The sequence below is a fragment of the Brachybacterium sp. YJGR34 genome (genome assembly GCF_003347015.1).
Lineage (GTDB): Bacteria > Actinomycetota > Actinomycetes > Actinomycetales > Dermabacteraceae > Brachybacterium.
In genome coordinates, this window is the sequence record NZ_PNFB01000025.1 from 18,000 (window position 1) to 37,955 (window position 19,956).

The 19,956-nt window shown below is 69.0% G+C and carries 28 protein-coding genes; 6 read left to right on the forward strand and 22 right to left on the reverse strand.

Annotation, left to right across the window (positions count from 1 at the left end; all coding sequences use genetic code 11):
• The first annotated feature begins 196 nt into the window (after nt 1–196).
• Together CXH06_RS16360 and CXH06_RS16365 are read left to right on the forward strand one after the other, a co-directional pair.
• Nucleotides 197–610 carry a hypothetical protein gene (locus tag CXH06_RS16360; protein WP_232820403.1) on the forward strand — a complete coding sequence of 138 codons (414 nt, stop codon included), beginning with the start codon at nt 197–199 and terminating at the stop codon, nt 608–610.
• Nucleotides 611–619: 9 nt separating this feature from the next.
• On the forward strand, nt 620–1,414 hold the full coding sequence (locus CXH06_RS16365) for a hypothetical protein (protein WP_114856269.1): 795 nt from the start codon (nt 620–622) through the stop codon (nt 1,412–1,414).
• 212 nt (nt 1,415–1,626) lie between these two features.
• On the opposite strand, the gene CXH06_RS16375 is transcribed toward CXH06_RS16365, so the two are convergent.
• The 22 genes from CXH06_RS16375 to CXH06_RS16470 form a co-directional block, all read right to left on the reverse strand.
• Complete coding sequence (locus CXH06_RS16375) at nt 1,627–2,337, reverse strand: SOS response-associated peptidase (RefSeq protein ID WP_114856271.1); 711 nt, start codon at nt 2,335–2,337, stop codon at nt 1,627–1,629.
• Nucleotides 2,338–2,393: 56 nt separating this feature from the next.
• Complete coding sequence (locus tag CXH06_RS16380) at nt 2,394–3,032, reverse strand: hypothetical protein (protein ID WP_114856272.1); 639 nt, start codon at nt 3,030–3,032, stop codon at nt 2,394–2,396.
• A 49-nt stretch (nt 3,033–3,081) separates the two neighbouring features.
• The gene (locus tag CXH06_RS16385; protein WP_114856273.1) at nt 3,082–3,363 is read right to left on the reverse strand and encodes a hypothetical protein; all 282 of its coding nucleotides are present in this window, start codon (nt 3,361–3,363) and stop codon (nt 3,082–3,084) included.
• A gap of 25 nt (nt 3,364–3,388) precedes the next feature.
• Nucleotides 3,389–4,102: an ATP/GTP-binding protein gene (locus CXH06_RS16390; RefSeq protein ID WP_114856274.1), complete on the reverse strand. Its 714-nt coding sequence runs from the start codon at nt 4,100–4,102 to the stop codon at nt 3,389–3,391.
• A 344-nt stretch (nt 4,103–4,446) separates the two neighbouring features.
• Nucleotides 4,447–5,004: a hypothetical protein gene (locus tag CXH06_RS16395; protein ID WP_114856275.1), complete on the reverse strand. Its 558-nt coding sequence runs from the start codon at nt 5,002–5,004 to the stop codon at nt 4,447–4,449.
• Between the two features lie 46 nt (nt 5,005–5,050).
• Nucleotides 5,051–8,083, reverse strand: a complete 3,033-nt coding sequence (locus CXH06_RS16400) for a LysM peptidoglycan-binding domain-containing protein (protein WP_114856276.1) — start codon at nt 8,081–8,083, stop codon at nt 5,051–5,053.
• Complete coding sequence (locus tag CXH06_RS16405) at nt 8,080–8,505, reverse strand: pilus assembly protein TadG-related protein (RefSeq protein WP_089066504.1); 426 nt, start codon at nt 8,503–8,505, stop codon at nt 8,080–8,082. Before CXH06_RS16405 ends, CXH06_RS16400 begins: the two co-directional genes overlap by 4 nt.
• Nucleotides 8,502–8,933: a TadE/TadG family type IV pilus assembly protein gene (locus CXH06_RS16410; RefSeq protein ID WP_114856277.1), complete on the reverse strand. Its 432-nt coding sequence runs from the start codon at nt 8,931–8,933 to the stop codon at nt 8,502–8,504. Before CXH06_RS16410 ends, CXH06_RS16405 begins: the two co-directional genes overlap by 4 nt.
• A gap of 66 nt (nt 8,934–8,999) precedes the next feature.
• Nucleotides 9,000–9,458, reverse strand: coding sequence for a TadE/TadG family type IV pilus assembly protein (locus tag CXH06_RS16415; RefSeq protein WP_114856278.1), 459 nt, complete (start codon nt 9,456–9,458; stop codon nt 9,000–9,002).
• A complete protein-coding gene (locus CXH06_RS16420) occupies nt 9,455–9,655 on the reverse strand; it encodes a hypothetical protein (protein ID WP_198684093.1) in 201 nt (66 codons plus the stop codon). Before CXH06_RS16420 ends, CXH06_RS16415 begins: the two co-directional genes overlap by 4 nt.
• A gap of 111 nt (nt 9,656–9,766) precedes the next feature.
• Nucleotides 9,767–10,657: a type II secretion system F family protein gene (locus tag CXH06_RS16425; RefSeq protein WP_114856279.1), complete on the reverse strand. Its 891-nt coding sequence runs from the start codon at nt 10,655–10,657 to the stop codon at nt 9,767–9,769.
• On the reverse strand, nt 10,654–11,505 hold the full coding sequence (locus tag CXH06_RS16430) for a type II secretion system F family protein (RefSeq protein ID WP_198684094.1): 852 nt from the start codon (nt 11,503–11,505) through the stop codon (nt 10,654–10,656). The genes CXH06_RS16425 and CXH06_RS16430 overlap by 4 nt, the downstream gene beginning before the upstream one ends.
• Nucleotides 11,502–11,675, reverse strand: coding sequence for a hypothetical protein (locus CXH06_RS18370; RefSeq protein ID WP_157975791.1), 174 nt, complete (start codon nt 11,673–11,675; stop codon nt 11,502–11,504). The genes CXH06_RS16430 and CXH06_RS18370 overlap by 4 nt, the downstream gene beginning before the upstream one ends.
• A complete protein-coding gene (locus CXH06_RS16435; protein WP_114856280.1) occupies nt 11,672–13,150 on the reverse strand; it encodes a CpaF family protein in 1,479 nt (492 codons plus the stop codon). The genes CXH06_RS18370 and CXH06_RS16435 overlap by 4 nt, the downstream gene beginning before the upstream one ends.
• Nucleotides 13,150–13,932 (reverse strand): hypothetical protein, encoded by a 783-nt coding sequence (locus CXH06_RS16440; protein ID WP_089066510.1) that lies wholly within the window; start codon nt 13,930–13,932, stop codon nt 13,150–13,152. The genes CXH06_RS16435 and CXH06_RS16440 overlap by 1 nt, the downstream gene beginning before the upstream one ends.
• Nucleotide 13,933: 1 nt before the next feature.
• The gene (locus CXH06_RS16445; RefSeq protein ID WP_114856281.1) at nt 13,934–14,626 is read right to left on the reverse strand and encodes an SAF domain-containing protein; all 693 of its coding nucleotides are present in this window, start codon (nt 14,624–14,626) and stop codon (nt 13,934–13,936) included.
• A gap of 15 nt (nt 14,627–14,641) precedes the next feature.
• On the reverse strand, nt 14,642–15,010 hold the full coding sequence (locus CXH06_RS16450) for a hypothetical protein (protein WP_114856282.1): 369 nt from the start codon (nt 15,008–15,010) through the stop codon (nt 14,642–14,644).
• Between the two features lie 23 nt (nt 15,011–15,033).
• Entirely contained in the window at nt 15,034–15,690 is a 657-nt protein-coding gene (locus CXH06_RS16455) for a ParA family protein (RefSeq protein ID WP_114856283.1), read from the reverse strand.
• A 67-nt stretch (nt 15,691–15,757) separates the two neighbouring features.
• Nucleotides 15,758–16,357 (reverse strand): hypothetical protein, encoded by a 600-nt coding sequence (locus tag CXH06_RS16460; RefSeq protein WP_114856284.1) that lies wholly within the window; start codon nt 16,355–16,357, stop codon nt 15,758–15,760.
• Nucleotides 16,354–16,497, reverse strand: a complete 144-nt coding sequence (locus CXH06_RS18375; protein WP_157697277.1) for a hypothetical protein — start codon at nt 16,495–16,497, stop codon at nt 16,354–16,356. The genes CXH06_RS16460 and CXH06_RS18375 overlap by 4 nt, the downstream gene beginning before the upstream one ends.
• Nucleotides 16,494–16,676 (reverse strand): hypothetical protein, encoded by a 183-nt coding sequence (locus CXH06_RS16465; RefSeq protein WP_114856285.1) that lies wholly within the window; start codon nt 16,674–16,676, stop codon nt 16,494–16,496. Before CXH06_RS16465 ends, CXH06_RS18375 begins: the two co-directional genes overlap by 4 nt.
• Nucleotides 16,673–17,467, reverse strand: a complete 795-nt coding sequence (locus CXH06_RS16470) for a hypothetical protein (protein WP_114856286.1) — start codon at nt 17,465–17,467, stop codon at nt 16,673–16,675. The genes CXH06_RS16465 and CXH06_RS16470 overlap by 4 nt, the downstream gene beginning before the upstream one ends.
• 237 nt (nt 17,468–17,704) lie before the next feature.
• Here CXH06_RS16470 and CXH06_RS16475 point away from each other — a divergent pair, with 237 nt between their 5' ends.
• Genes CXH06_RS16475 through CXH06_RS16490 form a run of 4 tightly spaced genes read left to right on the forward strand, consistent with a single transcriptional unit; the run spans nt 17,705 to nt 19,955 of the window.
• Nucleotides 17,705–17,986: a hypothetical protein gene (locus CXH06_RS16475; protein WP_114856287.1), complete on the forward strand. Its 282-nt coding sequence runs from the start codon at nt 17,705–17,707 to the stop codon at nt 17,984–17,986.
• Entirely contained in the window at nt 17,980–18,972 is a 993-nt protein-coding gene (locus tag CXH06_RS16480; protein WP_114856288.1) for a conjugal transfer protein, read from the forward strand. The genes CXH06_RS16475 and CXH06_RS16480 overlap by 7 nt, the downstream gene beginning before the upstream one ends.
• On the forward strand, nt 18,969–19,349 hold the full coding sequence (locus tag CXH06_RS16485; RefSeq protein WP_114856289.1) for a hypothetical protein: 381 nt from the start codon (nt 18,969–18,971) through the stop codon (nt 19,347–19,349). The genes CXH06_RS16480 and CXH06_RS16485 overlap by 4 nt, the downstream gene beginning before the upstream one ends.
• Nucleotides 19,350–19,355: 6 nt before the next feature.
• Nucleotides 19,356–19,955, forward strand: a complete 600-nt coding sequence (locus CXH06_RS16490) for a hypothetical protein (protein WP_114856290.1) — start codon at nt 19,356–19,358, stop codon at nt 19,953–19,955.
• The last annotated feature ends 1 nt before the right edge of the window (nt 19,956 follow it).

The following is a 19,956-nucleotide window of genomic DNA, read 5'->3' on the forward strand; positions in this document are numbered from 1 at the left end:
GTGCCTCGACGACACCCACATCCCTCTACCGCGGGTTCCCGGGGGCCGTGTGACCGCACAGCACCAACTTGTCGCGCGCGGCGGCCCGGGCTGTCACACCAGACGGATAAACGGGTGTAATAACGGTGGCATGACGGTAGCTATGCCGGGGAAATAAACGGTACGATGGGGTGACACCTTCGGAAGGGAGGCACCCATGGTTCCCACGACATCCTCCACCACCTCGGCAGATGCTCGAGCGACCCAGAACCCGGCCTACCGGCGTGCGATCGCCCTCGACGTCCGTGAGGTCACCCGGCGTCTGAACGCCTCGCTCGGAGGGACGCTGGTCTCGGCTCTCGCCGGCTCCTCGGACACGAAGTCCTCGCACAAGTGGGCGAAGTCCACCGGCCCCAACCCGCGCCCAGAGACCGTCAAGCGCCTCTACTTCGCCTATGAGCAGTGGCAGAAGGTCTCCGAGGCCGAAGGTGAGCACACCGCCCGGGTGTGGTTCATCGGAGCGAACCCCTGGCTGGGATACGACACTCCGGTGAACGCGATCCGAGAGGGACGCCTCCCGGAGGTCGCGACGGCGGCGCAGGCCCTGGTCGACGACTCGTTCAGCGGCTGACCCGCGGCGATGACCTCGCTCGATCAGCGGATCTGCTCGCGGACCGGGCTCGCCCTCGTGGCGGGCCCGGATTCCGCGTTGCGCATCGCGCGCGAGTCCTACGGCCCCCTCAACCCGGTCCCTCGCCCACCGGGGGAGAGCCCGCAGGCCTGGAGCCGGTACGACACCCCGGGCCGGACGATCTACGCGTGCGCCGACCGGGTCACGGCCTACATGGAGCTGCTGGCCCCGTACCGCACCGACGTCAACGCCGAGCGCCGTGCTCTCCAGCCGATCGCCGACGCCATGGGGCAGGACCTCGATGCGCTCTGGCGCGAGATCGTCGCCGAGTGGGACGAGGCCGGCACTATGAAGGCCAGCTGGCTGCCGCGCGCCTTCCGCGAGGGCAGGAAGCTCTACACGCTCACGTTCCCCGCCGGCTGGTGGATCGACATCACGGCCATCGAGACGATTACCGCCCTCGAGGATCTCCTGCCCCAGGCGTGGCCCACGGCCGAGGGGCTCCTGGAGGAGCCCCTGACGCTCGCGCACCTCACCGGCGACGACCGAGTCCTGACGACCGCGATCGCCACGGCGCTGCGCGACGAGGTAACGCTCGACGACGGCACCCTGCCGTTGGGGATCAGGTTCCTGTCCAAGCACGGGCACCCCGCCCAGGGCACCGGGGCCTGCTGGGCGTACTGGATGCGGTACGTCGATCGCGGTCTCGACGAACCGGCGACCAGGACGCACCAGGCGGAGATCCGCGAGGACGACGCTGATCTGATCGCCGTGCAGGCCTACTGCAAGATCAAGAGCCGCTGAGCTCGCCGCGGTGAGGGCCACGGGAGGGCTCGTCGCTCGGCTGTATGCGGCCGGGTCGGAGGCCGGCGCTCTGGGCCTCCGGTCGGCCGGCCGCGCGGGCGATCTCCTGCCCCATCGCCTTTGCCTCTTCGCCGGTCAGCACCCTGTGCAGACCGGAGAACCCTTCGGGTGTGGGCATGGTTTCTGCTCCGTTCGATCAGTTGTGCTCGAGGTCAGATCGGTGCGATCAGGGAGGGGTCGGAGCGGTCCAGGCTGCGGACGCTGTTGACCTGCCGATCTACGGGGCGGGTGACGAGCTGCCCCGCGATCGTGGACGAGACGTCCTCGAGCTGCGCGAGCAGCGGCGCCTTCTGGTCGGCCTCGAGCTTCCCGGGGGAGAGCCACTCTTCGATCGCGTCCTCGGTCAGGAAGGTCGGCATCCGGTCGTGGACTTCGCCGCCGGCATCCCGCGCCTCGCGCGTGATCACCGTGAAGGACACGTCCCACGCGTCGCCCTCGTCCTTCCTGGCGGCCGTGAGCCCGGCGGCGTGCAGCAGCTTCCCGTCGGGGTGGTGGATGAAGTACGGATCCTTCCCGCCGTCGGCAGCCTCGACCCACTCGAAGTAGCCGGTCATCGGGATCACGGCCCGGGCGCTCGAGAACGCGCCGCGGAACATCCCGTTGCTGCTCACGGTCTCCAGGCGCGCGTTGATCGGCCGAGGGCCCTTGTCCTTCGCCCAGGACGGGTGCAGGCCCCAACGGGCGAGCTCGAGGGTGCGGTGCGACGCTCCGTCCTCGTCGACGAACTCGCGCACCACGGGAGCCTTCGTGCGCGGCGCGATGCTGTAGGTCGGCTCCCACTGAACTGCCCGGTCATCGCTAGTGGCGACGTAGGAGCGCAGCAGCCCGTCTCCGTCGAATGCCAGCGTGAATCGTCCGCACATCGAGAACCTCCCTCAGGCTGCCCCCAGTATGGGGCGAGGAGAGGGGATCCGCGAGGTCACTCGATGCCGAAGCGCTCGAAGAACAGGCGCATGTTGTCGTCACGGTCCGCGCGGAGTGCCTTCTCACGAGCTCGCCACGACGGATCGACACGGTCGGCGTACTCGGCCGATTCCTCATCGTTGAGGAGGAGGCACGAGGTGTCCCCCTGGATCATCTCGGCGACGTCGTTGATCTTGTAGTTGTACCAGCTGATCACTGCCAGGTTGCCTTTCGACTTCCTCATCAGATGGTTCGAGACCTCCCCGTTCTCGTCGACGAGGATGTCCTGGCTGATGACCGGGGGCTCCTTGGTCCGGGCCAGCAGTGGGTGGGCGACGTAGCCGTTGTCCCGAGTGAACTCGTCCGACCAGCGGTTGCACAGGGCGTTCGTCGCGGGGTCCTTGAACAGCTCGGCGGACAGGCTCTCGGCGAAGTTCGTCATCGTGCTGCCCGTCGTCCAATCCCCGACCTTCAACGGGATCGACAGGTGCATGAACTGCTCAGTGGAGCGTCGGAAGATCCTCCCCGAGCGCACCGTGCGCGCGAAGGTCGCCACCAGGATCAGATCGCGGCCGTGCCCGATCGGGTACGTGACGATCTCCTCGCGAGCGAGCGCCCAGGTGGGCCCGTCCTTGATGTCGAGGTTCTCGGGCATCGTGCTCTCCTATCAGCGTGCCTGGACTGGATGTCTCTGGTCGGATGGATCAGCTCGCCGGCCGGGGCCGTGGATCCATGAAGTCCTCGAGGGTGAGGTCCTTGGTGGCCTCGTAGGTGAAGGGGAACCCCTGGCCCTGATCTGTGGCTCGATCGGTGAGCAGGAGGAGCCCCTCGAGTGGCCCGACGTGGGTGACCTCCTCGGTGAGCGACATGTCCTCGATCTGGCCGCTGGCATGGGTCAGGCGGACCGTGGTGACAGCCTCCCTGCGGTTGCCGGTCGGCTCGCCGAATCCGAGGTGTGCGCTGGTGATCGGGTCGGTGACGTTCATCGGTACTCCCAGGAGGTAAGGGTGGTCAGGACACGTCGGTGACGACGGTCTGGTACTGGCCGATGCGCAGCTGCTTGGACGTGGTCAGCTCGACGGGGATCGTGCCGGTCTCACCGGTGTTCGACTCCCACTCGACGCCCCAGTGCGCGGTGATGTTCACGGTGTACAGCCCATCGGGCTGTTCATCGCTCATCTGCTCGTAGACGTGGCCGCAGTCGGGGGAGGGGTCGATTCCGGTGCCGGGGTATTCGGTCCCGGGTCCGTCGCACTCGATCGTGGTGCCGTCGCCCATGTCGATCGACATGCCCGTGAATTTGGCCGTCGCGGTGACGGTCACCGCCCCGGCGGAGGCGCTGGTCGTGTTCGGACCCGTCGTGGTCTCCCCGGGGTTGGCCACCCACAGCCACACCGGCAGCCCCACGGCGCCGAGGGTCTCGGTGTCGTTCGGTGTCGAGGCGATCTCCGGAGCCTTCAGCCCCATCTGGGAGACCGCGGTCTGCGCGAGCTCGGCGGGGTCCTCCTGAGGCGCGGCCGGCTCACCGCCCTCCTGAGGCGCGGGATCCGGAGCGGGAGCCGCCGGCGCTGCCGGATCCGCAGGCTCGGGCTGGCCCTGGGTCATGCCGTCGAAGAAGGCGGTGGGTCCCCCGTTCTGCCCCTGCACGTACGCGCCTTCGGGCTGATACGTGGCTCGAGAGCCGTCGTCGAGGATCTCGACGTTGTCCGGGCGGCTCGAGGACACCGAGGACGGCGACCCGCTCGAGTAGTTCCCGACGCTGGTTCGGCCACCGTTGCTGACGGAGGTACTTCCACCTCCACCACCGCGCCCGGAGGACTTCCCACCGCCGCCAGAGGACTTGCTCCCCCCGTTGGAAGAGCCGCCACCACCCGACGACTTCCCCCCGCCGGACGAGCTGCCACTCCCACCAGAGGACTTCCCGCCGCCTCCACCACCGGAGGAGGCGCCAACCTCAACCGTTGCACTGCCTCCCCCTCCACCGTGGACAGAGACGCCACCTGCGTCATCTCCATCAGCCCACGCGGGGCTCGTGGCCAGGAGAATGCTGGTCGTCGCGCTGATGGCGATCAGCCCGCGAAGTGAGCGTCGCATGTCGTCCCCTCGTCGTAGTAGCCCTGCTCCTTGATCATCCAGGGCTCAGAATCAGATTCCTTCACCAGCGTGAACCGGCCGACGCTCTCCCCTCGTTGGTTGGTGATCTCCACAGGCTCACCGTCCTTGGTCGCCTCCAGCGCGCTGGTGTCGTCGCAGAACTCCACGACCGCTGTCGTATCCGTCTCCTCGATGGTGGTCCAGTCGGAGAGGACTCGGTCCCCCGTGATTACTGCGCCAGTCTCGGCTCGTTCTTCGTCATCGGCTCGCTGCTTCTCTGCCAGCTCGGGAACGAAGAAGTCGTCGATGTAGCTGGTGTCCTTCCAACCATCGGCCGCAGCTGCATCCGAGGCCTCGAACGAAGCCGTGATGCGCTCCTGGGGTGTGGCGTCGGCGGGGTCTGCCGTGGGCGGCGCCTCCTGGCTGGTAGTCGTCGTGGGGTCCTCCTCGCCGTTGCTGCTGGTGCAGGCGGCGAGGGGAAGGGCGAGGAGGGAGGCCATCGCGATCGTGGTGAGTGCTCGCTGTCGGATCATCGGGCGGTCTCCTCGGTGGCGGGGGGTGGGGGTGGTCATGGTGGCCTCAGATTGCGATGCGGTGGGCGGCGGGGGTGGTGTACATCAGCGCCTCGGTCTCGGGCATGAGGTCGTAGTCGTCGTCGACGGCGGCGATCTGGGCCTCGAGGTCGTGGGTGACGCGCTGGTGGAGGTCGGGGTCGTGGGCGGCTGCCTGGAGGCGGTAGCGCCAGAGTTGCTCGTGCAGGGACTCGACGAGCAGGCCCTGCTGGGTGGCCCACAGGGTGGTCTCGATGTCGCCGGCGTCGAGGGCGCGCTGGGCGAGCTCGTGCGCGACGTCGAGGACGGTGTCGGTCATCCGGTACTGGAGGGTGATGGACCAGCGGTAGCGGCTGCGGCCGCCGCCGGCGAACGGGGCGCCGCGCACGAGCTTGAGGGCCTCGGCGAGCTGCTCGCTGGTGGCGTCCTGGTGCAGCTCGGCGATCTGCTGGATGTAGGCCCAGTCGGAGGTGATGTGCTCGTCGAGCGTGTAGGACCCGTCGGCGCCGTTGGCGCGGGGGAGGTATCGAGTGCCGTCGTCGGTGGCGCCGAGCCACTTGCGGGCGCGGGAGATGCGCTGGTGGCGGGTGCTGTCGGCGACGCGCTTGCCGGGCCAGAGGTCGGCGCGGAAGTCGTTCTCGGCCTTGCCGGGCTGGAGGCAGATGTAGGTGACCGTCTCGGTGAGCTCGGCGAGGCGCTTGTCCTCGAGGGGTCCGGTCGCGCCGAGGACCTCGACGGGGCCGAGCACGCGGATGTACGGGTGCTCAGCGGGGAGCTCAGCCTCGGCGTCGCGCTGCGCCGCGGTGAGGATCGTGCTGGTGGAGGGCTGCACGATGGCGACGGGGCGCAGCGGCGCCGCGGGAGCTTCCTCTGTGGCCGGCTGCTCATCGGGGACCTCGGTGGTGGGCTCGAGGGTGGAGGCGGCGCCGAGGGCGCGCAGGACGGCGTCGTAGTCGGCGTCGGTGAGGTGCTGGGGGTGGAGCTCGAGGCCGAGGGGCTCGAGGCGCGCGGCCTCGAGGGACTCGATGTGCATCCTCCACTCGGACAGGTCGGTGTGCTGGTCGCTGGAGATCACGGCGACCGCGATCTGGGGGCGGGCATCGACGATGGCCTGGAGTCGGCGCTTCTCGGTGAGGGAGAGGTCGGTGCCGATGATGATGATCTCGGGGGCCCAGAGGTCGGTGGCGTCGCCTGCCTGGCGGGCGTGCTGCGCTGAGTCGTGGCCGAGCTCTTCGAGGACCTCCTGGTCGCGCTCGAGCTTGGCCTCGAGGTCGTCCAGGAGCTCGGTGACGGTCTCGCGGTAGGTGATCCGGCCGGAGCCGAGGGCGTCCTCGAGCTCGGGGCAGACGCCGACCGTGGTAATCGCGAGGTCGTCGGCCCACTGCGACGTGGCCAGGGAGACCGTGAGGGCCCGCATGACGGGCATGGAGGTCTGGGAGGCGGCGTGGATGCCGAGTGCGGCGAGGTGCTCGAGGTCGACGAGGATCTGGTACCCGTCGGAGTCGGTGCCGATCGTGACGAGCGCCGGGTAGGGCGCGACGATGTCCGCGATCGTCTCGTCGTCGGCCAGGGCGGCTGTGCGGGGCAGCAGCCACGTGGCGGGGTCTTCGGTGGCCTCGAACGGTGCGGGCAGCTCGTGGGGGGCCGAGGCGTACAGCTCGAGGTGGTCATCGGTCAGGCGCGCGAGGCGGACATCGGGGAGAGTCTGGCCGTCGCGCAGCTGGAGCGCGGAGAGGGTTCGCAGAGCGCGGTCGACGAACCCGAGCACGGTGGGGTCCTCGATGCGGGTGAGGCGGACCTGGTCGAGGTCGACCGTCGCGGCCTCGGGGATCCTCTGGTCAGCGCGGCGCTTGCGCTGGGTGTACAGGCGGCGAGCCAGGACCGCGCCGAGGATGCTGGCGGCGAAGATCGAGCCGACCCCGGTCCACGGCACGGTGGAGGTCTCCTCGGCCTCGGCGCTGGGAGCTGATGCAGGGGCAGGGGTCTCGGCGCCGGTGGGCGCGGCGTCGGCCGCGGTGTCCGCCTGCGGGGCCTGGTCGGTGGGAAGTGCGTCGCTGGCCGCGTCGACTGCCTGCTCGGCCGCTTCGGCGGCGCCGGCGGCGGCCTCCTCGCTGGAGGGCGCCTCGTCCTGCTGGGAGGGCTGCTCGTCGTCCTGGTGCGCGGGGACGGCGGGGGCATCGGTGGGCACGCGCAGCGTCCAGCCGATGTCGATCTGGTCGGGGTCCTCGAGGTGGTACCCGCCGGGCTGGGTGATGTGTGCGGAGGCTTCGGCGATCTCGGGCCACCGCTCGGCGTCGCCGACGTGCTCGTCGGCGATCGAGCTCAGGCTCTGCCCACGCTCGACGGTGACCGTCTCGTACTGCTGCTCAGCGTCCTGAGGAGCTGTGTCGGTGGCGGGGACGCCGGGGATGGTCAGCTTCCATCCGGGCTCGAGGAAGGGGTCCTCTCCGACGCGCAGCGCGCCGCCGTCCGGCTGGATCTTCCCGTCGTTGGCCTTCACGATCTCGCTCCACTGGCTGCCGGAGCCGAGGTGCTTCGCGGCGAGATCCCAGGCGGTGTCTCCGGGCTGCACGGTGATGACGAGGTCCTCGGTCGCGGGGGTGGAGGTGTCCTGGTGGTCGCTCTGGGTCTCGGTGGACGGCTGCTCGGTGGGCATGGCGGGGGCCTCTACGGTCTGCACGGCTGGTGCGATCTCGGCCGGGGTCTCGGCCATCGCGGCGGGCGCACCGAGCCCGGCGATCGCGGCGACGAGGACGGCCGCGGCGCCCTGCTGAGCGCTGAGCCCGCGCAGCTGCGGAGTCGGGATGTGGCGCATGCGGGCGATGACCTCGACCACCACGGACAGGGTGAAGGTGGCCCAGGCGATCCAGCCGATCCACACCACCACGAACAGCAGGAAGCCGATCGAGTCGTTGGTCGTGAACAGGTGCGCGACGTCTTCGGCGCCCGGGAGCTGCTGCGGGATCGGGTTCCCGTAGAAGGTGAGCAGGGCGAGCGGGATCCCGCCGATGAGGGCGGCGAGCACGACGAGGGCGCCGAGCGCCTTGAGCGGCTTGATCATGGGAGGACCTCCGTCTGTCCCTGGATGAGGTCGACGCGTGCGGTGCGGGTCGCGGAGACCGAGTGGATGCCGATGAGGCCGAGGAAGACGGTGTCCTCGGAGCTGGTGACCGTGACCTCGATCGTCGTGGGGTCGATGACGCGGGCTGAGCCGGTGGCCCCGGCCTGCGCGAGGTAGCTCTCGGCAGCGGTGGCGGCGCCGCTGGCGCTCAGCTGCGCGGGCTGCGTGTCCGAGGGGAGGGACTCCAGGGGCTGTGCGCCGACGCGTGCGGCGTCCTGCGCCGTCGCTGAGGCCTCCGCGGCCGCGTTCATCTTGGCGCCGCCGTCGACGACGAGGCCGATCACGAGGAACAGGGCGACGACGATGACGATGGCGAGCTCGGAGACCTCTCCGCGCTCGAGCTGCTTCCGGATCCGGGTCATGACCGCTCCCTGTAGGTGTCGAGGGGGCTGGTGGACTCGACCGTGATCGTTCGCGTGCCGGGGAGGCCGGGGACGGGGATCACCTCGGCGTAGGGCAGGGTGCAGGTGATGGTGCTGCGGACGGATGAGGTCTGCCCGGGGGAAGTGGTGAAGGCGGTGGCGTCGACGTCGACGGACACGTTGGTGCAGGAGATCCCTCGCTGCTGGAGTTCGCTGGTGAAGGCCCCCTCGACGCGCTGGACGGCATCGGTCTGGCTCGTGGCCAGGGATGCGGCGCGGGCGGAGGAGTGCGCTGCGGTGGTGACGGCTTGCTGGCCGGTGGCGAAGCTGGCGACGGCGAGGAGCACGCCGAGGATCAGGAAGAGGGCGGGGGCGATGATCGCGGCCTCGGTGCTGGAGGATCCGCGCTCGAGCTCGAGACGGGTCATCGACTCGCTCCTCTCTGTGCTGGGACACCTACAGTCTGCACGCTGGCATGTTTAGTGTCAACAGCTTTACGGAACGTAGTGTTCGGTGGGGATGGTGACGGTCTGCTCGATGGCGGGCAGCTCGTACAGGGGGATGAGGGACAGTGCGCGTCCGCGGACGGTGACGGTGATCGTCTGATCCGTCTGCGAGGAGGTCACGGTGTAGTCGCGCAGCACACCGTCGGCGTTCTCGGCGAGGGCGGCCGTGGTGGCCTCGGTCGAGGAGCGATTGGACTGGTAGGTCGCCGCCGCGGTTGCGCCCTCTCGGGCGGAGTGGACGGCGATGCTGCGTGCATGAGCCCAGATGCCGACCTGGATGATCAGGAAGACGATCACGAAGACGGTCGGGATCACGATGATCGACTCGGCGGATGAGCCGCGCTCGAGCTGTGCTCGTCGTCCGGGGTGTCGTCCTCGTCGATCGGGAGGACGGCAGCGCTGAGGGGCCGAGCGTTGGCTCGGCCCCTCAGCACGGACCCAGGTCACGAGGGCAGCTCGTCGATCTTGCTGTAGACGTAGGCGCCGATCGCGCCGACGACGGCCAGTGCGAGCGTGACCAGAGCGACGGTGACGATGATGGTCTCGGTGCTGATCGCACCGACAGTCGCCGACTGACGGGCGCGCTGCGCGTGGTCGCGAATGACGCTGGTCAGGTACGAGATGAGGATCTTGAGGGCTTCCATGGGTGTGGGTCCTTTCCGGGTCTACCCCTCTACCGCGGTTTCGGACCCGTTGTGTGACCGGATCCTCCCAACATCTTTACAGGTGCCGGGGTATGGCGGTAAGGGCGTGGCTCAGTACGACAGGAGATTGAGGATCGAGGGGGTGATGAGCAGGGCGATGAACGTGACCGCGAGGATTGCGAGGGGAGCGACCATGCCCTCGCTGCGGGCGTTGGCGACTCCCTGCTCGTCGCGGAGCTGGGCGTTGCGCATCGAGCGCGCGCGTGCGTGGAGGTTGTCCTTGATCGAGGCTCCTTCCTCTCCGGACAGGCGGATGATGTCGGCGATCTCGTTGAGGTCGTTGACGCCGATCTCTTCTCCGAGGTCGCGCAGGTCGTTCCAGGCATCTGTGCCTCGCAGCCGTGAGCGCTCGATGAGCTGGCGGATGCGGGCGAACAGCTCGTGGTCGCCGATCGAAGCGGCCTCCGTCATCGCCTGCGCGGGGCCGGCGCCGCCGTTGCGGGAGAGGGCGACGAAGTCGACGTAGCTGGCCAGGACCTTGGAGTAGTGCTGCCGTTCCTCGGCAGCGCGCTGGCGGACCTCGAGGTCGGGCAGCAGGAAGAACACCAGGGCCAGGACGAGCATCGCTCCCACGGACCCGACGAGGGGTAGGGGGATCTGAGCGATGTAGGCCAGTGCCGAGAGGATCGCCGGGAGGGACAGGCCGAACAGCGCAGCCTTGGCCTTCTTGCCGTAGAACGTGCGGCTGCTCCAGCCGATCAGGGCGAGGTCTCGGCGGGGCGTGACGATCAGGGGGAGCTGTGTGAGGGTGCGCTCGGCCCAGGCGCCGAGACGCTCCTCGAATCCCTCGGGTTCGGCATCGGGGCTCTGCGAGGCGTCAGGGGCCGCGGTGAGTCGCTCGACCGCTGAGGACAGGGCCGGCTGGGTCGGCATGGCGGCTCGGATGAGGACGAAGATGCCGGCGCCGATGGTGGCTCCGACGAGCAGGACGATGGGGGTCATCGTGCGCCTCCAGTGGTGCGAAGGATCCGTCGGCCCTTGGGGGTGCGTGAGGCCATGTTCATCCACCACAGCGAGGCGAGGAACGCTGCGGTGAGGACCGAGAGGATGAGTTGGCCCAGGAGGGTCTGGTACGGCTCGACGTAGGTCGGATTCGCCACGAACAGCAGCAGCAGGACGACCACGGCGATGATCGTGATGATCCGTGCGTTGGCGCGGGGCTTGGCCCTGTCGGCCTCGATCTCGCGCCGGGATGCGACGTCGTCGGAGATCATCTCCGCTGCCCCGTCGAGCACCTTGGCGAGGCCGGGTCCGCGCCGGAACGATCCCAGCAGGAGGGAGCCGGCGAGAACGTCCCCTGTGGGATCGTCCAGGTCGTCGGCGAAGCTCTCCAGCGCAGTGCTGATGGGGACACCGGCCTGGAGGCGTGCGACGAGCCGGCCGACCTCGCGCTTGATGGGATCGGCAACCGAGGCCCGGGAGGCGATGATCGCCTGCTCGAGGCTGGCCTGGGCGCCGAGCACGGCGCTGAGGGATCGCGTCCACTCCTCGAGGGCGTTGAGCCTCTCGATCGGGGCCTTCTCGCTGGAGCGGGGAACGATGTACGGCAGCAACAGGGCGAGGGCGGGAAGTGCGGGCAGAGCCACGAAGTACCCGGTGACCAGCCAGAGCAGGCCTCCGAGGACGGTGGCGGTGAGGATCATGCCGCCGTGCCGTCGCTGCGCGGGGGTGAGTCGTCGGGAGCGCTTGGTCTTCTCGGTGACGGGCTGGGGGATCAGTCCGGTCACCAGCAGCCAGATGCCCAGGATCAGGGCAATCGCGCTGAGGGAGGCGAGGAAGGGGATCATCATCGGCTCCTCGGGGTGAAGGTGTCGGTCTCGGTGAGCATGTCGGCCATCTCGTGGAGCTGCTCGGCCAGCAGTGCACGGTCGAGCTCGTCGAGTGCGAGTGGATCGGCATCGGGGGAGTGCCTCGCGGTGATCTCCACCGCGTACCAGCCCATGGCGTCAAAGGTGCTCATGAGGTCTCCGGGAAGGTGGTGGGGTCCTCGCGCAGGTGCGGCCTGAGGTCGTCGTAGAACGGGGGTGAGAGGCGCTGGTGGATCTGGCCGTCGCTGTACTCCCACAGCTGCGTGGAGGCCACGCGCCCGTCCTCGCCAGGGCTGTACGTGGTGACGTTGGTGATCCGCCGGCCGCGGGGGGCCTGTCCGGTCCAGGGGTCGCGCTCTGCGAGGGGGATGACTCCGACGTAGATCGCGAGGTCGATGTTCTCGGCGACCTGGCGGCGGGCGAAGTCTTCCGTCACGCGGCCGTCCTTGCGGGCGAGGGTGACGATGCGCTCGGGGACGGCGGCGGCGGACTTCGCGTGGATCGTGGACATGCTGCCGGCGCCGGTCTGCATCGCCTCGAACATCGCGATGACCTCCGGGCCGAGCAGCTCGCCGACGATGAGCCGGTCGAGGTTGTGGCGGAAGGATCGCTGCGCCCAGTAGTCCATTGGGATCTCGCCGATCGGGCGGCCGGCGGCGTCCTTCTCGCTGCTGCCGGGGATGGCCTCCCAGGGGATCAGTCGCGGGTGGCGTTCGTCGCCGAGTTGCTCGAGGTGGAGCTCGTAGACGGACTCGATGGTGCCGATCTTCTCGGCGGGCTCGATCTCGTTGATCAGCGCGCGGAGCAGGGTCGTCTTGCCGGCGCCGCGGTCACCCGCCACGATGATCGACTTCTTCGCCCGGACGGCCGCGCGGAGGAAGGACGCGAGCTCGGGGGGCATGAGGTCGAGGTCGACGAGGTCGGCGAGCGTGATGTCGATGAGGCGGTGAATGCGGATGGTCGCGATCGGCTTGGGCATCACCCAGCCTGTCGCCTCCAGTCGGGCGTTGTGGCCGAGGTTGAGCTCGAGGTTCGGGTGGGCGGGGTCGAAGTTCCGGCCTGCTTTGTGGGCGTAGTGGGCGAGCATGCTGAGCAGCTCTTCGTCGGAGTCGGCGATCGGGTCGACGTACTCGAAGGCGCCGTGGCCGGTGCGCTGGACGATGACCTTCTGGTGGCCGTACAGCTCGATGTTCTCGATGGTGTCGTCGTCCAGGAGGGGCTGGAGGCGTCCGAAGCCGAACACGGCCTCGAGGACGGCCTGGCTCAGCGCTCGGCGTTCCTCACCGGACCATCGCGCCTGCCCCTGGTTGATGCGCAGCCGCTCCTGATCGTCGATGAGGTGGGTGATCAGGGAGATGGCCTGTGCCTTCTGGTCCTCGAGGGGGAGGTCGAAGGCGTCTTCGCGGGAGAGGTGCTCGGAGACGTCGTTGCGTAGGCGGGTGACGATCTTCCAGTCGGTGAAGCGCTGCGCCGGCTTCGGCTGGTCCGGCTTCTCGTCCTCGCGCACGAGGTGCGGTCGCGGGGTGGGGACGGTCGGGACGATGTCCAGCGGGGCGTCGTTCTCCTCGTCCAGGCCGATCAGGGGCAGGCTGGCGAAGTCGGGCAGCTCGGCGGGGTTGGAGTTCATCAGGCGTCTCCTCGCAGGTTCTGGATGGCAGCACGTCGCTTCCTGGCAGCGGTGCTGATGGAGTCGGCCAGCGACCGCAGGGAGCGGATGTAGGAGCTCGAGTCGAACCCCCGGGGTCGGGGGCGGCCGTGAGCGAAGGCCGCGGCGTGCTTGGGGGCCCAGGGGAGGGACCCCAGCGACGGCTGCCCCAGTGCGCGCGACGCCTCGCTCTCCGAGTAGGTGTCGGGGGCGTCGATGGTGATGAGGTGCAGTGCGGGGGCCTCGATGTCGCCGGACTCGGCGAGCCGGCGATGGGTGATGGTGCTCTTGGCGGCCACGGTCGCGGTGACCGTCGGTTGGAGCACGAGCGCGGTCACGTCGGAGATCTTGAGGATCGGTGCAGCCATGAAGGGGGCGTGGAACCTGCCGATGTCCACGAGCACATCGATGCCGGCTCGCTCGAGGTCGTACAGCGCCATCGCCAGCGCGTCCCACCTCGAGGAGAGTGCGCGACCCTGGAGGGGGTTGCTGATCCCGGGCACGAGCCGGCGGAGAGGCTCGGTGTCGTCCGTGAGGGGGATCGACTGCTCGAGCAGCTTCTCCTCGAAGTCTTGGCCGGGGGTGAGGTCGATGACGGTGCTCTGGGGGCTGATGCTTCCGGCGAAGAATCCCGCCAGGGTCGAGCTCACGCCGAGGGTGTCGGCCTCAAGGAGGATCACGTCGCGGGGCCAGGCGAGGGCCAGGCCGAGAGCGGTTGTGGAGACACCGGGGGATCCCGAGGATGAGGTCAGGGAGATCAGCACGTCACTCCTCCTCGGGGACCAGGATCACGCCGATGCGGCCGGTGGCCGACAGGGCTGTGAGCGTTCCGGCCTGGTCGTCGGAAACCAGGACGTCGACAACGTAGGTGCCGTCGGTGGAGGGCTCTCCGAGAGCCTGGATCGTTCCGTTGACGGTGGGTGCGTCACCGCTGGGCGGGTCGTCGCCGGACTTCGGGGTGCCGACGATCTGGATGGGATCGCCGGGGTCGACGTTCTGGGTCGGGATCTGGCCGGGGGCGACCTTGATCCCGACGATCGCCGTGCCCTCTCCGGGCACGGAGGCGGCGCTGACCTGGCTGGGGGAGAGGAGCGCGCCCTGTTCCAGGGACGTGGTCGTGCGCTGTCCGACGAGGCTGTCGAGCTCGCTGCCGGGGATGACGGCGGATCCTGAGGGCACGTTGACATCGCTGGTGGTGAGGTCGTCGGCCGTGATGACCTGCCCCTCGGGGACGTCTGCTGCTGCGACGACGACCTGGCTGGTCGTGGACAGGCGGTCGGTGATCCACCAGGCGCCGAGCGCGCCGACGACGAGCAGGGCGATGCCGAGGGCGAGCATCCTCGGCCGGCGCCGCCGCTTGACGGGGGTGCCGGATGAGGCGGTGGGGACCGGATCGGGCGTCGGCTCGGTGGTCGACGTGTCGTCGTCCTTCTTCCGGGACAGCAGGGGGAGGGGCACGGTGGGTCCTTTCGGTCAGCCCTTGAGCCGGCGGAGGCTCTCGAGGATTCCCTCTTCGGTCCAGCCGTCGATGGCGTCGGCGTTCTCGAGGAGGTAGGTGATGGCGGCGCGGGTGATGACGTGGTCCTGGAGCGACGGGCTGCGCTGCTCGGCCGGCAGAGGCTTCTCGGCGGCGTTACGCGCGCTGTTCAGACGTCGGCGCAGGCGGGCGATCTCGTCGACCTGCTCGGACCGGAGGCGGGCCTCTTTGCGCACGAGCTCGTCGTAGGAGGGGGTGGGGGAGGGCGCCGGGGTAGCACTGGGGGAGGTCTTCTCCGTGGTGGCGGTGGACTGCGGTCCGTCGTTCTTGCGGATGGTCTTGCGCAGCGACACTTGCTTGGACATGGGTGGCTCCTGGTGTCGTCGGGTCAGAGGGTGGCGATGGAGGACAGCAGCTCGAGCGCCGCGGCGTGGTACTCGCTGGCGGCCTTCCGGGCGTTCGCGCGGCGGCTGGTTCCTGCGGAGACGAAGACCCCGTCCTGGTAGGCGTAGGGGAAGGCGCGGAACAGGTGGATCGCCGACTTGAACACCGGCTGGTTCGCTTCGGCGAAGAACTCGCGTGCCGCGGTCTCCTGCTCGGGGCTGCGGGAATCGACCTTGGTCAGCAGCACCGAGTAGGGCTTCTTCGCAGGCACCACCAGTTCGTTGATGTACCTGTCGGCCGGCTCGAGGGAGAGTCCGTCGACCTCGGAGGAGACGAGGATGAAGTCCGAGACCTCGAGGTAGGCGGCAACGAGCTTCTGCTCGTAGCGGCTGCCGGGGGTGTCGATGAAGACCAGGTCGTAGTCCGCGGCGATCTCGGGGACGCTCCCCAGCTCGGCAGGGTCCGAGAGGATCGCGATGTCGAACGGGGTGTCGTCCTCGCCGACCTGGTCGACCCAGCGGCGGAGCGATCCCTGCTCATCACCGTCGATGACGAGGACGCGCTTACCTGTTGCGGCGACGGTGGCGGCGAGCTCGGCCACTGTCGTGGTCTTGCCGACGCCACCTTTCTGGTTGCAGACGGTCACGATTCGGGTGGTCATGGGGTGGCTCCTTCGGGCTGGTGTAGTCAACACCTTACCGGAAATACGAGGTTACGAGAACCCGAACCTACGAACCAGTGTTCTCGGTGTGCCGGGATCCCTCGGTGGCATGGTCGTTCACGATCTCTTCGGCCAGCTCACGGCGCCGGGTCTGGTCTGCATCGATCTGTGCCTGGTGCCGTTCGATGAGGGCGCCGAGGACTTCGTCGATCACGTCGTAGTCCTCGGCGACCCGGAGCGCCGAGTGCTGGGCCTCCGTCAGCTCGAGAGCGATCGGCACCGGGCACCGGACCAGAATCTCGTCCTGCTGAGTGACCTCGGTGACCTGTCGGTCCAGTTCGCGGGGCAGCGGCTTGGGGAGGCGGGTGAGGGTGAAGAGTCCGCCGAGCAAGACGAGCGGGAACCACCAGAGCGAGGTTGCTCCGTTCAGGTACAGGTAGCCGGCGGCTGCGAGGGCGACGATGGTGAGGGGGATCAGGAGTCGGGCATCGGCCCGGGCGACCGGCTGGAGCCGGTCGTGTCGTGCGTGGTGGCGCTCGATGAGCGCGGCGGCGCTGCCGCGGGTGATCGCGGCCCAGGACGGGGGCATCGCCTTGTTCTCGGAGATCAGGATCGCGGTGTCTGTGGGGTTGGTGGAGAGGTGGACGCGCTGGGGGTTGGTGCTCATGCCGGGGTCTCCTCGGTCTTCTGCGCTGCGGTGCGCAGCTGCTCGTTCTCGTCGAGCAGTGCGAGGTACTCGCGGGCTGGGACGATCAGGTTCTTGTCGTACTTGGCGGCGTGCTCGGCGCGGGCGCGTTCGGTGGTCATGAGAGGTCTCCTTCCAGGAGCGTGAAGAGGTCCAGCTGGGTGGGACGGTCGTGGTGGTCGAGGTGGCACTGGCAGGGGGAGGGCTCGCTCTGGGCCTGTTGCGTGGTGGCCGCCGTGCAGCTGTCGTGGTGACCGCGTTGGCAGGCGGGGCAGGCAGGGATGAGCGTGGTGGTGCTCACGAGAGCTCCCGCGGGCCGAGTTCGAGCTGCCGGTCGGTGCTCTCCGTGACGGCGCGGGCGATGCGCTGGGAGAGCCGGGAGGCGCGCTTGCGGACGGCGGCGGGGGTGAGGTCACCCAGATCGAGGCTGTCGAGATCGATGCCGGTGTCGGGGGAGTAGATCGCCAGGAGGAACCGCGCCTCGTCGAGGGTGATGATCTCTCGGTCGCGCGCCCAGGCCAGGCTCTCCAGCAGATCGATCTGGCTCTCGTGGGCCGTCGCGGGGCGGGTGAGCCGGGCCTCGAGCTCGACGATCGAGGGGATCTCGTCGGTCTCCGTCTGCTGCTTGCGCCAGTCGGCCGGCTGCTGCGTCATCCAGTCGGCGTCCATGGCGTCCAGCTGCGTGCGGACCTGCCCGAGGAGCCGTGCGGCCACGCGCGTGGTCTTCCGGCGGATCCAGGGGTTCTCGAGGGCGTCGTAGAAGACGTCGATCACGGTGCAGAACGCGTCGGCGCGGTTGTTGTTGGTGAACCACGTGAACAGGTGGTGGTTCCAGGCGAGCGAGGAGAGGCCGGGCCGCATCGCGTACAGCAGGAGCTGGCGCGCCTGGGGGTCGGTGTCGGCCCGGGCGATGAGGGTGTGCAGCGCGTGGTCGGTGGCGTCGTAGTCACCGCGGTGCTCGAGAACGGCGAACAGTTCACGGACCGTGGTGGCTGAACCGACAGGGGCCGTGAGGGGCTGCTCGCGCATCGCGTCGAGGTCGGCGAGCAGGCCGGCGTTGATGGACTCGATGGTCGGCTGGGTGGTCTCCATGGTGGCTCCTCGTCAGGGGAGTGGACGGGTTGGTTCCACGCTGGAGAGAGGGCCTTGCCCTGGATCTTGCCCGCGGGGGCAAGAAGACGATCGGGTTTCTTGCCCCTCGCATTTCTGCTGGTCAGGGGCGGGGTCCGTCGCAGGTCGAGGGGTGGCGAAAAGTTCCTGCGGATGGGTGGTCACAACGGGGTGCGCTGGACGCGGTAACGGGGTGACACCGATCCGGAGGAGATCCCGATGACCACCACGCTCGACCTCGACGTCTCGTACGCGGCGCTGTGCGCTGCGGGGGCTGTGTGCCGTCGCGAGCGACGGCTGCGTGCCTCTCTGGCGACCTTGCTCGCCGACCCGCGAGACGTCGGCGCGTGGGCGGAAGTGCGCAGCTGCACGCGCCCTGAAGAGGAGCAGCTGCTGCGTTCGGATCTCGCTCTGCTGGAGACGGTGTCCCAGAGCGGGAGTGCGGGGACGGGCATGGGTGGCTCCCCCCGCACTCCCTTCCCCGAGGAGGAGTCGTGCTGACCCTGTGGCGTAAGAAGACCGCCCCCGAGACCGAGATCGACGCCCCGGATGAGGCGGCAGCGGCCGAGAGCGACACCGCTGCGGATGAGACTCGCGGGAGCATGGCCGAGCCGGATCTCGCCCATGGGTGGACCAACGGGGAGCGGCTCAAGTCGATCGCGGCGACCGGTGTCGTCGTGGGCCTGTGCCTCACTGGCCCTGCCGCTCTCGGCCTCCACTTTTTCGGGAGCGACCCCGCTCCCCAGACGGCCGCGGTCGAGGTCCAGGACCCGGCTGCCTCCCAGCGCGTCTCGGAGTTCGCCACGAGCTTCGTGACCCAGTACCTGACCGCGGCACGAGGCCAAGAGGATCAGGTGACCGCGATGCTCGCCCAGGGGGCCGGCCGGCGGCTGAGCCTGCCGGAGAAGCCCTCCCCGATCGGAGCCGCGACCCCCGGCGAAGCGGTGCAGACCTCCGACGGAAGCTGGGTCGTCACCGTCGCGGTCGACCAGCCCAGCGAGAGCGGCGCCGCCATCCGCCGCTACTGGCAGGTGCCGGTACTCACCGACGAGGCAGGAGGCATCGCCGCGGCCGGGCTGCCGTCCCTCGTTGCCGCGCCGACCGCCGGAGATCTCGAGGTCGACCAGGGCGACGCCATCAACGACTCCGCCGTGCAGGACACCGTTACGGCCTTCATGCAGGCATACCTCACCGGGCAGGGAGAAGTCGCCCCTCTGACGGCCCCCGAGTCGTCGCTGAGCGCCGTGCAGCCCACCCCGTTCCAGGAGCTGTCGATCTCCTCGCTCACCACAACCCAGGAGCTCCCCGAAGAGCCCGCCGAGGGAGACCTGCTGCGAGCACAGATCTCCGTCACTGCGACCGCAGCTGACGGTGGCAGCGCCCGACTCGACTACATGGTCGAGCTGCGCTACCGCGATCGCTGGGAAGTCGCCGCGATCAACCCCACCACCGCAGTTCCCACCACCACCACAGGAGAGCAGTCATGAACGACCTCATCATCCAGGCCGCCGGCGTCATCCAGACGGACGGGGCGCTCCAGGCCGCCGGATTCTTCGATCAGATCAACACCTTCGCGGGGCTCGCGGAGGAGACGGCCAAGGTCTTCTTCGGGGCGGGCTTCATCGTCGGCGCCGCCATCCAGTGGGTCAAGAACAAGTTCTCCGTGGCGAGCGGCATCGCCGGCATCTTCCTCGCCGTCATCGGCGGCGCGATCCTTGCGCAGATGGACATGTTCCAGCAGTCTGCTGAGGACACGATCCCCGACGCGGCGCCGGTCGTGAACGAGTCCACGCTCCTGGAGGCGCAGCCCCAGCTCGAGGACCCGATCGTGCTCACCGTCGACGACCTGGGCTACGCAGCCTGATCCGCCATGAACGAGCAGCCGCAGGCCGTCGTGAGGTTCTACACCCTGGCCAGGAAGATCCCCTTCCTGCTGGGGAAACTCGGCGACTGGGTGCTGCCCGGGGGCCCCTACACCCTGGCCCAGGGCGGCGCCTTCATCGGGGTCGCCTTCATCGGACAGAAGACCATGCCGCTCTGGGCCTCGAACATGGCCCCGATCTTCGCCTGGATCCCGGTGCTCGTCCTCGCCGCAGCCAGCGCGCTCGCTGCGGGGCACATCCCCCTCAAGGGCAGGAACCCGCTGATGATTCTCTGGGGCATCATCGGCTACGCCGACGCACCGGCGTGGGGACGACAGGCCGGCAACACCGTCGCCCTTAAGAGGACTCGCACGGTGAGGCACCGCAGTACCTCACCCACATGGCGACCGGCTCCGTCGGAAACCGCCGAGGAACCCCTCGACGAGGTCGGGGCCCCCGAGGATCTCGCCAGCGTCGTCCTCGAGCCTGCGATCGCGACAACGCCAGGGGCGGGCTCGGCCGTCGATTCACGGCCAGATGGCGGCCCCTCTCCTCACCAGCTCAACGAGGTGCAGCAGCTCCTTGCTGCATCGGCACAACGGAGGTAGC

Coding starts and splice junctions, on each gene's coding strand:
- CXH06_RS16360 (WP_232820403.1), top strand. CDS start 197: ATGGTTCCCACGACATCCTCCACCACCTCGGCAGATGCTCGAGCGACC.
- CXH06_RS16365 (WP_114856269.1), top strand. CDS start 620: ATGACCTCGCTCGATCAGCGGATCTGCTCGCGGACCGGGCTCGCCCTC.
- CXH06_RS16375 (WP_114856271.1), bottom strand. CDS start 2,337: ATGTGCGGACGATTCACGCTGGCATTCGACGGAGACGGGCTGCTGCGC.
- CXH06_RS16380 (WP_114856272.1), bottom strand. CDS start 3,032: ATGCCCGAGAACCTCGACATCAAGGACGGGCCCACCTGGGCGCTCGCT.
- CXH06_RS16385 (WP_114856273.1), bottom strand. CDS start 3,363: ATGAACGTCACCGACCCGATCACCAGCGCACACCTCGGATTCGGCGAG.
- CXH06_RS16395 (WP_114856275.1), bottom strand. CDS start 5,004: ATGATCCGACAGCGAGCACTCACCACGATCGCGATGGCCTCCCTCCTC.
- CXH06_RS16400 (WP_114856276.1), bottom strand. CDS start 8,083: ATGATCAAGCCGCTCAAGGCGCTCGGCGCCCTCGTCGTGCTCGCCGCC.
- CXH06_RS16405 (WP_089066504.1), bottom strand. CDS start 8,505: ATGACCCGGATCCGGAAGCAGCTCGAGCGCGGAGAGGTCTCCGAGCTC.
- CXH06_RS16410 (WP_114856277.1), bottom strand. CDS start 8,933: ATGACCCGTCTCGAGCTCGAGCGCGGATCCTCCAGCACCGAGGCCGCG.
- CXH06_RS16420 (WP_198684093.1), bottom strand. CDS start 9,655: ATGGAAGCCCTCAAGATCCTCATCTCGTACCTGACCAGCGTCATTCGC.
- CXH06_RS16425 (WP_114856279.1), bottom strand. CDS start 10,657: ATGACCCCCATCGTCCTGCTCGTCGGAGCCACCATCGGCGCCGGCATC.
- CXH06_RS16430 (WP_198684094.1), bottom strand. CDS start 11,505: ATGATGATCCCCTTCCTCGCCTCCCTCAGCGCGATTGCCCTGATCCTG.
- CXH06_RS18370 (WP_157975791.1), bottom strand. CDS start 11,675: ATGAGCACCTTTGACGCCATGGGCTGGTACGCGGTGGAGATCACCGCG.
- CXH06_RS16435 (WP_114856280.1), bottom strand. CDS start 13,150: ATGAACTCCAACCCCGCCGAGCTGCCCGACTTCGCCAGCCTGCCCCTG.
- CXH06_RS16450 (WP_114856282.1), bottom strand. CDS start 15,010: ATGTCCAAGCAAGTGTCGCTGCGCAAGACCATCCGCAAGAACGACGGA.
- CXH06_RS16455 (WP_114856283.1), bottom strand. CDS start 15,690: ATGACCACCCGAATCGTGACCGTCTGCAACCAGAAAGGTGGCGTCGGC.
- CXH06_RS16460 (WP_114856284.1), bottom strand. CDS start 16,357: ATGAGCACCAACCCCCAGCGCGTCCACCTCTCCACCAACCCCACAGAC.
- CXH06_RS18375 (WP_157697277.1), bottom strand. CDS start 16,497: ATGACCACCGAACGCGCCCGCGCCGAGCACGCCGCCAAGTACGACAAG.
- CXH06_RS16470 (WP_114856286.1), bottom strand. CDS start 17,467: ATGGAGACCACCCAGCCGACCATCGAGTCCATCAACGCCGGCCTGCTC.
- CXH06_RS16475 (WP_114856287.1), top strand. CDS start 17,705: ATGACCACCACGCTCGACCTCGACGTCTCGTACGCGGCGCTGTGCGCT.
- CXH06_RS16485 (WP_114856289.1), top strand. CDS start 18,969: ATGAACGACCTCATCATCCAGGCCGCCGGCGTCATCCAGACGGACGGG.
- CXH06_RS16490 (WP_114856290.1), top strand. CDS start 19,356: ATGAACGAGCAGCCGCAGGCCGTCGTGAGGTTCTACACCCTGGCCAGG.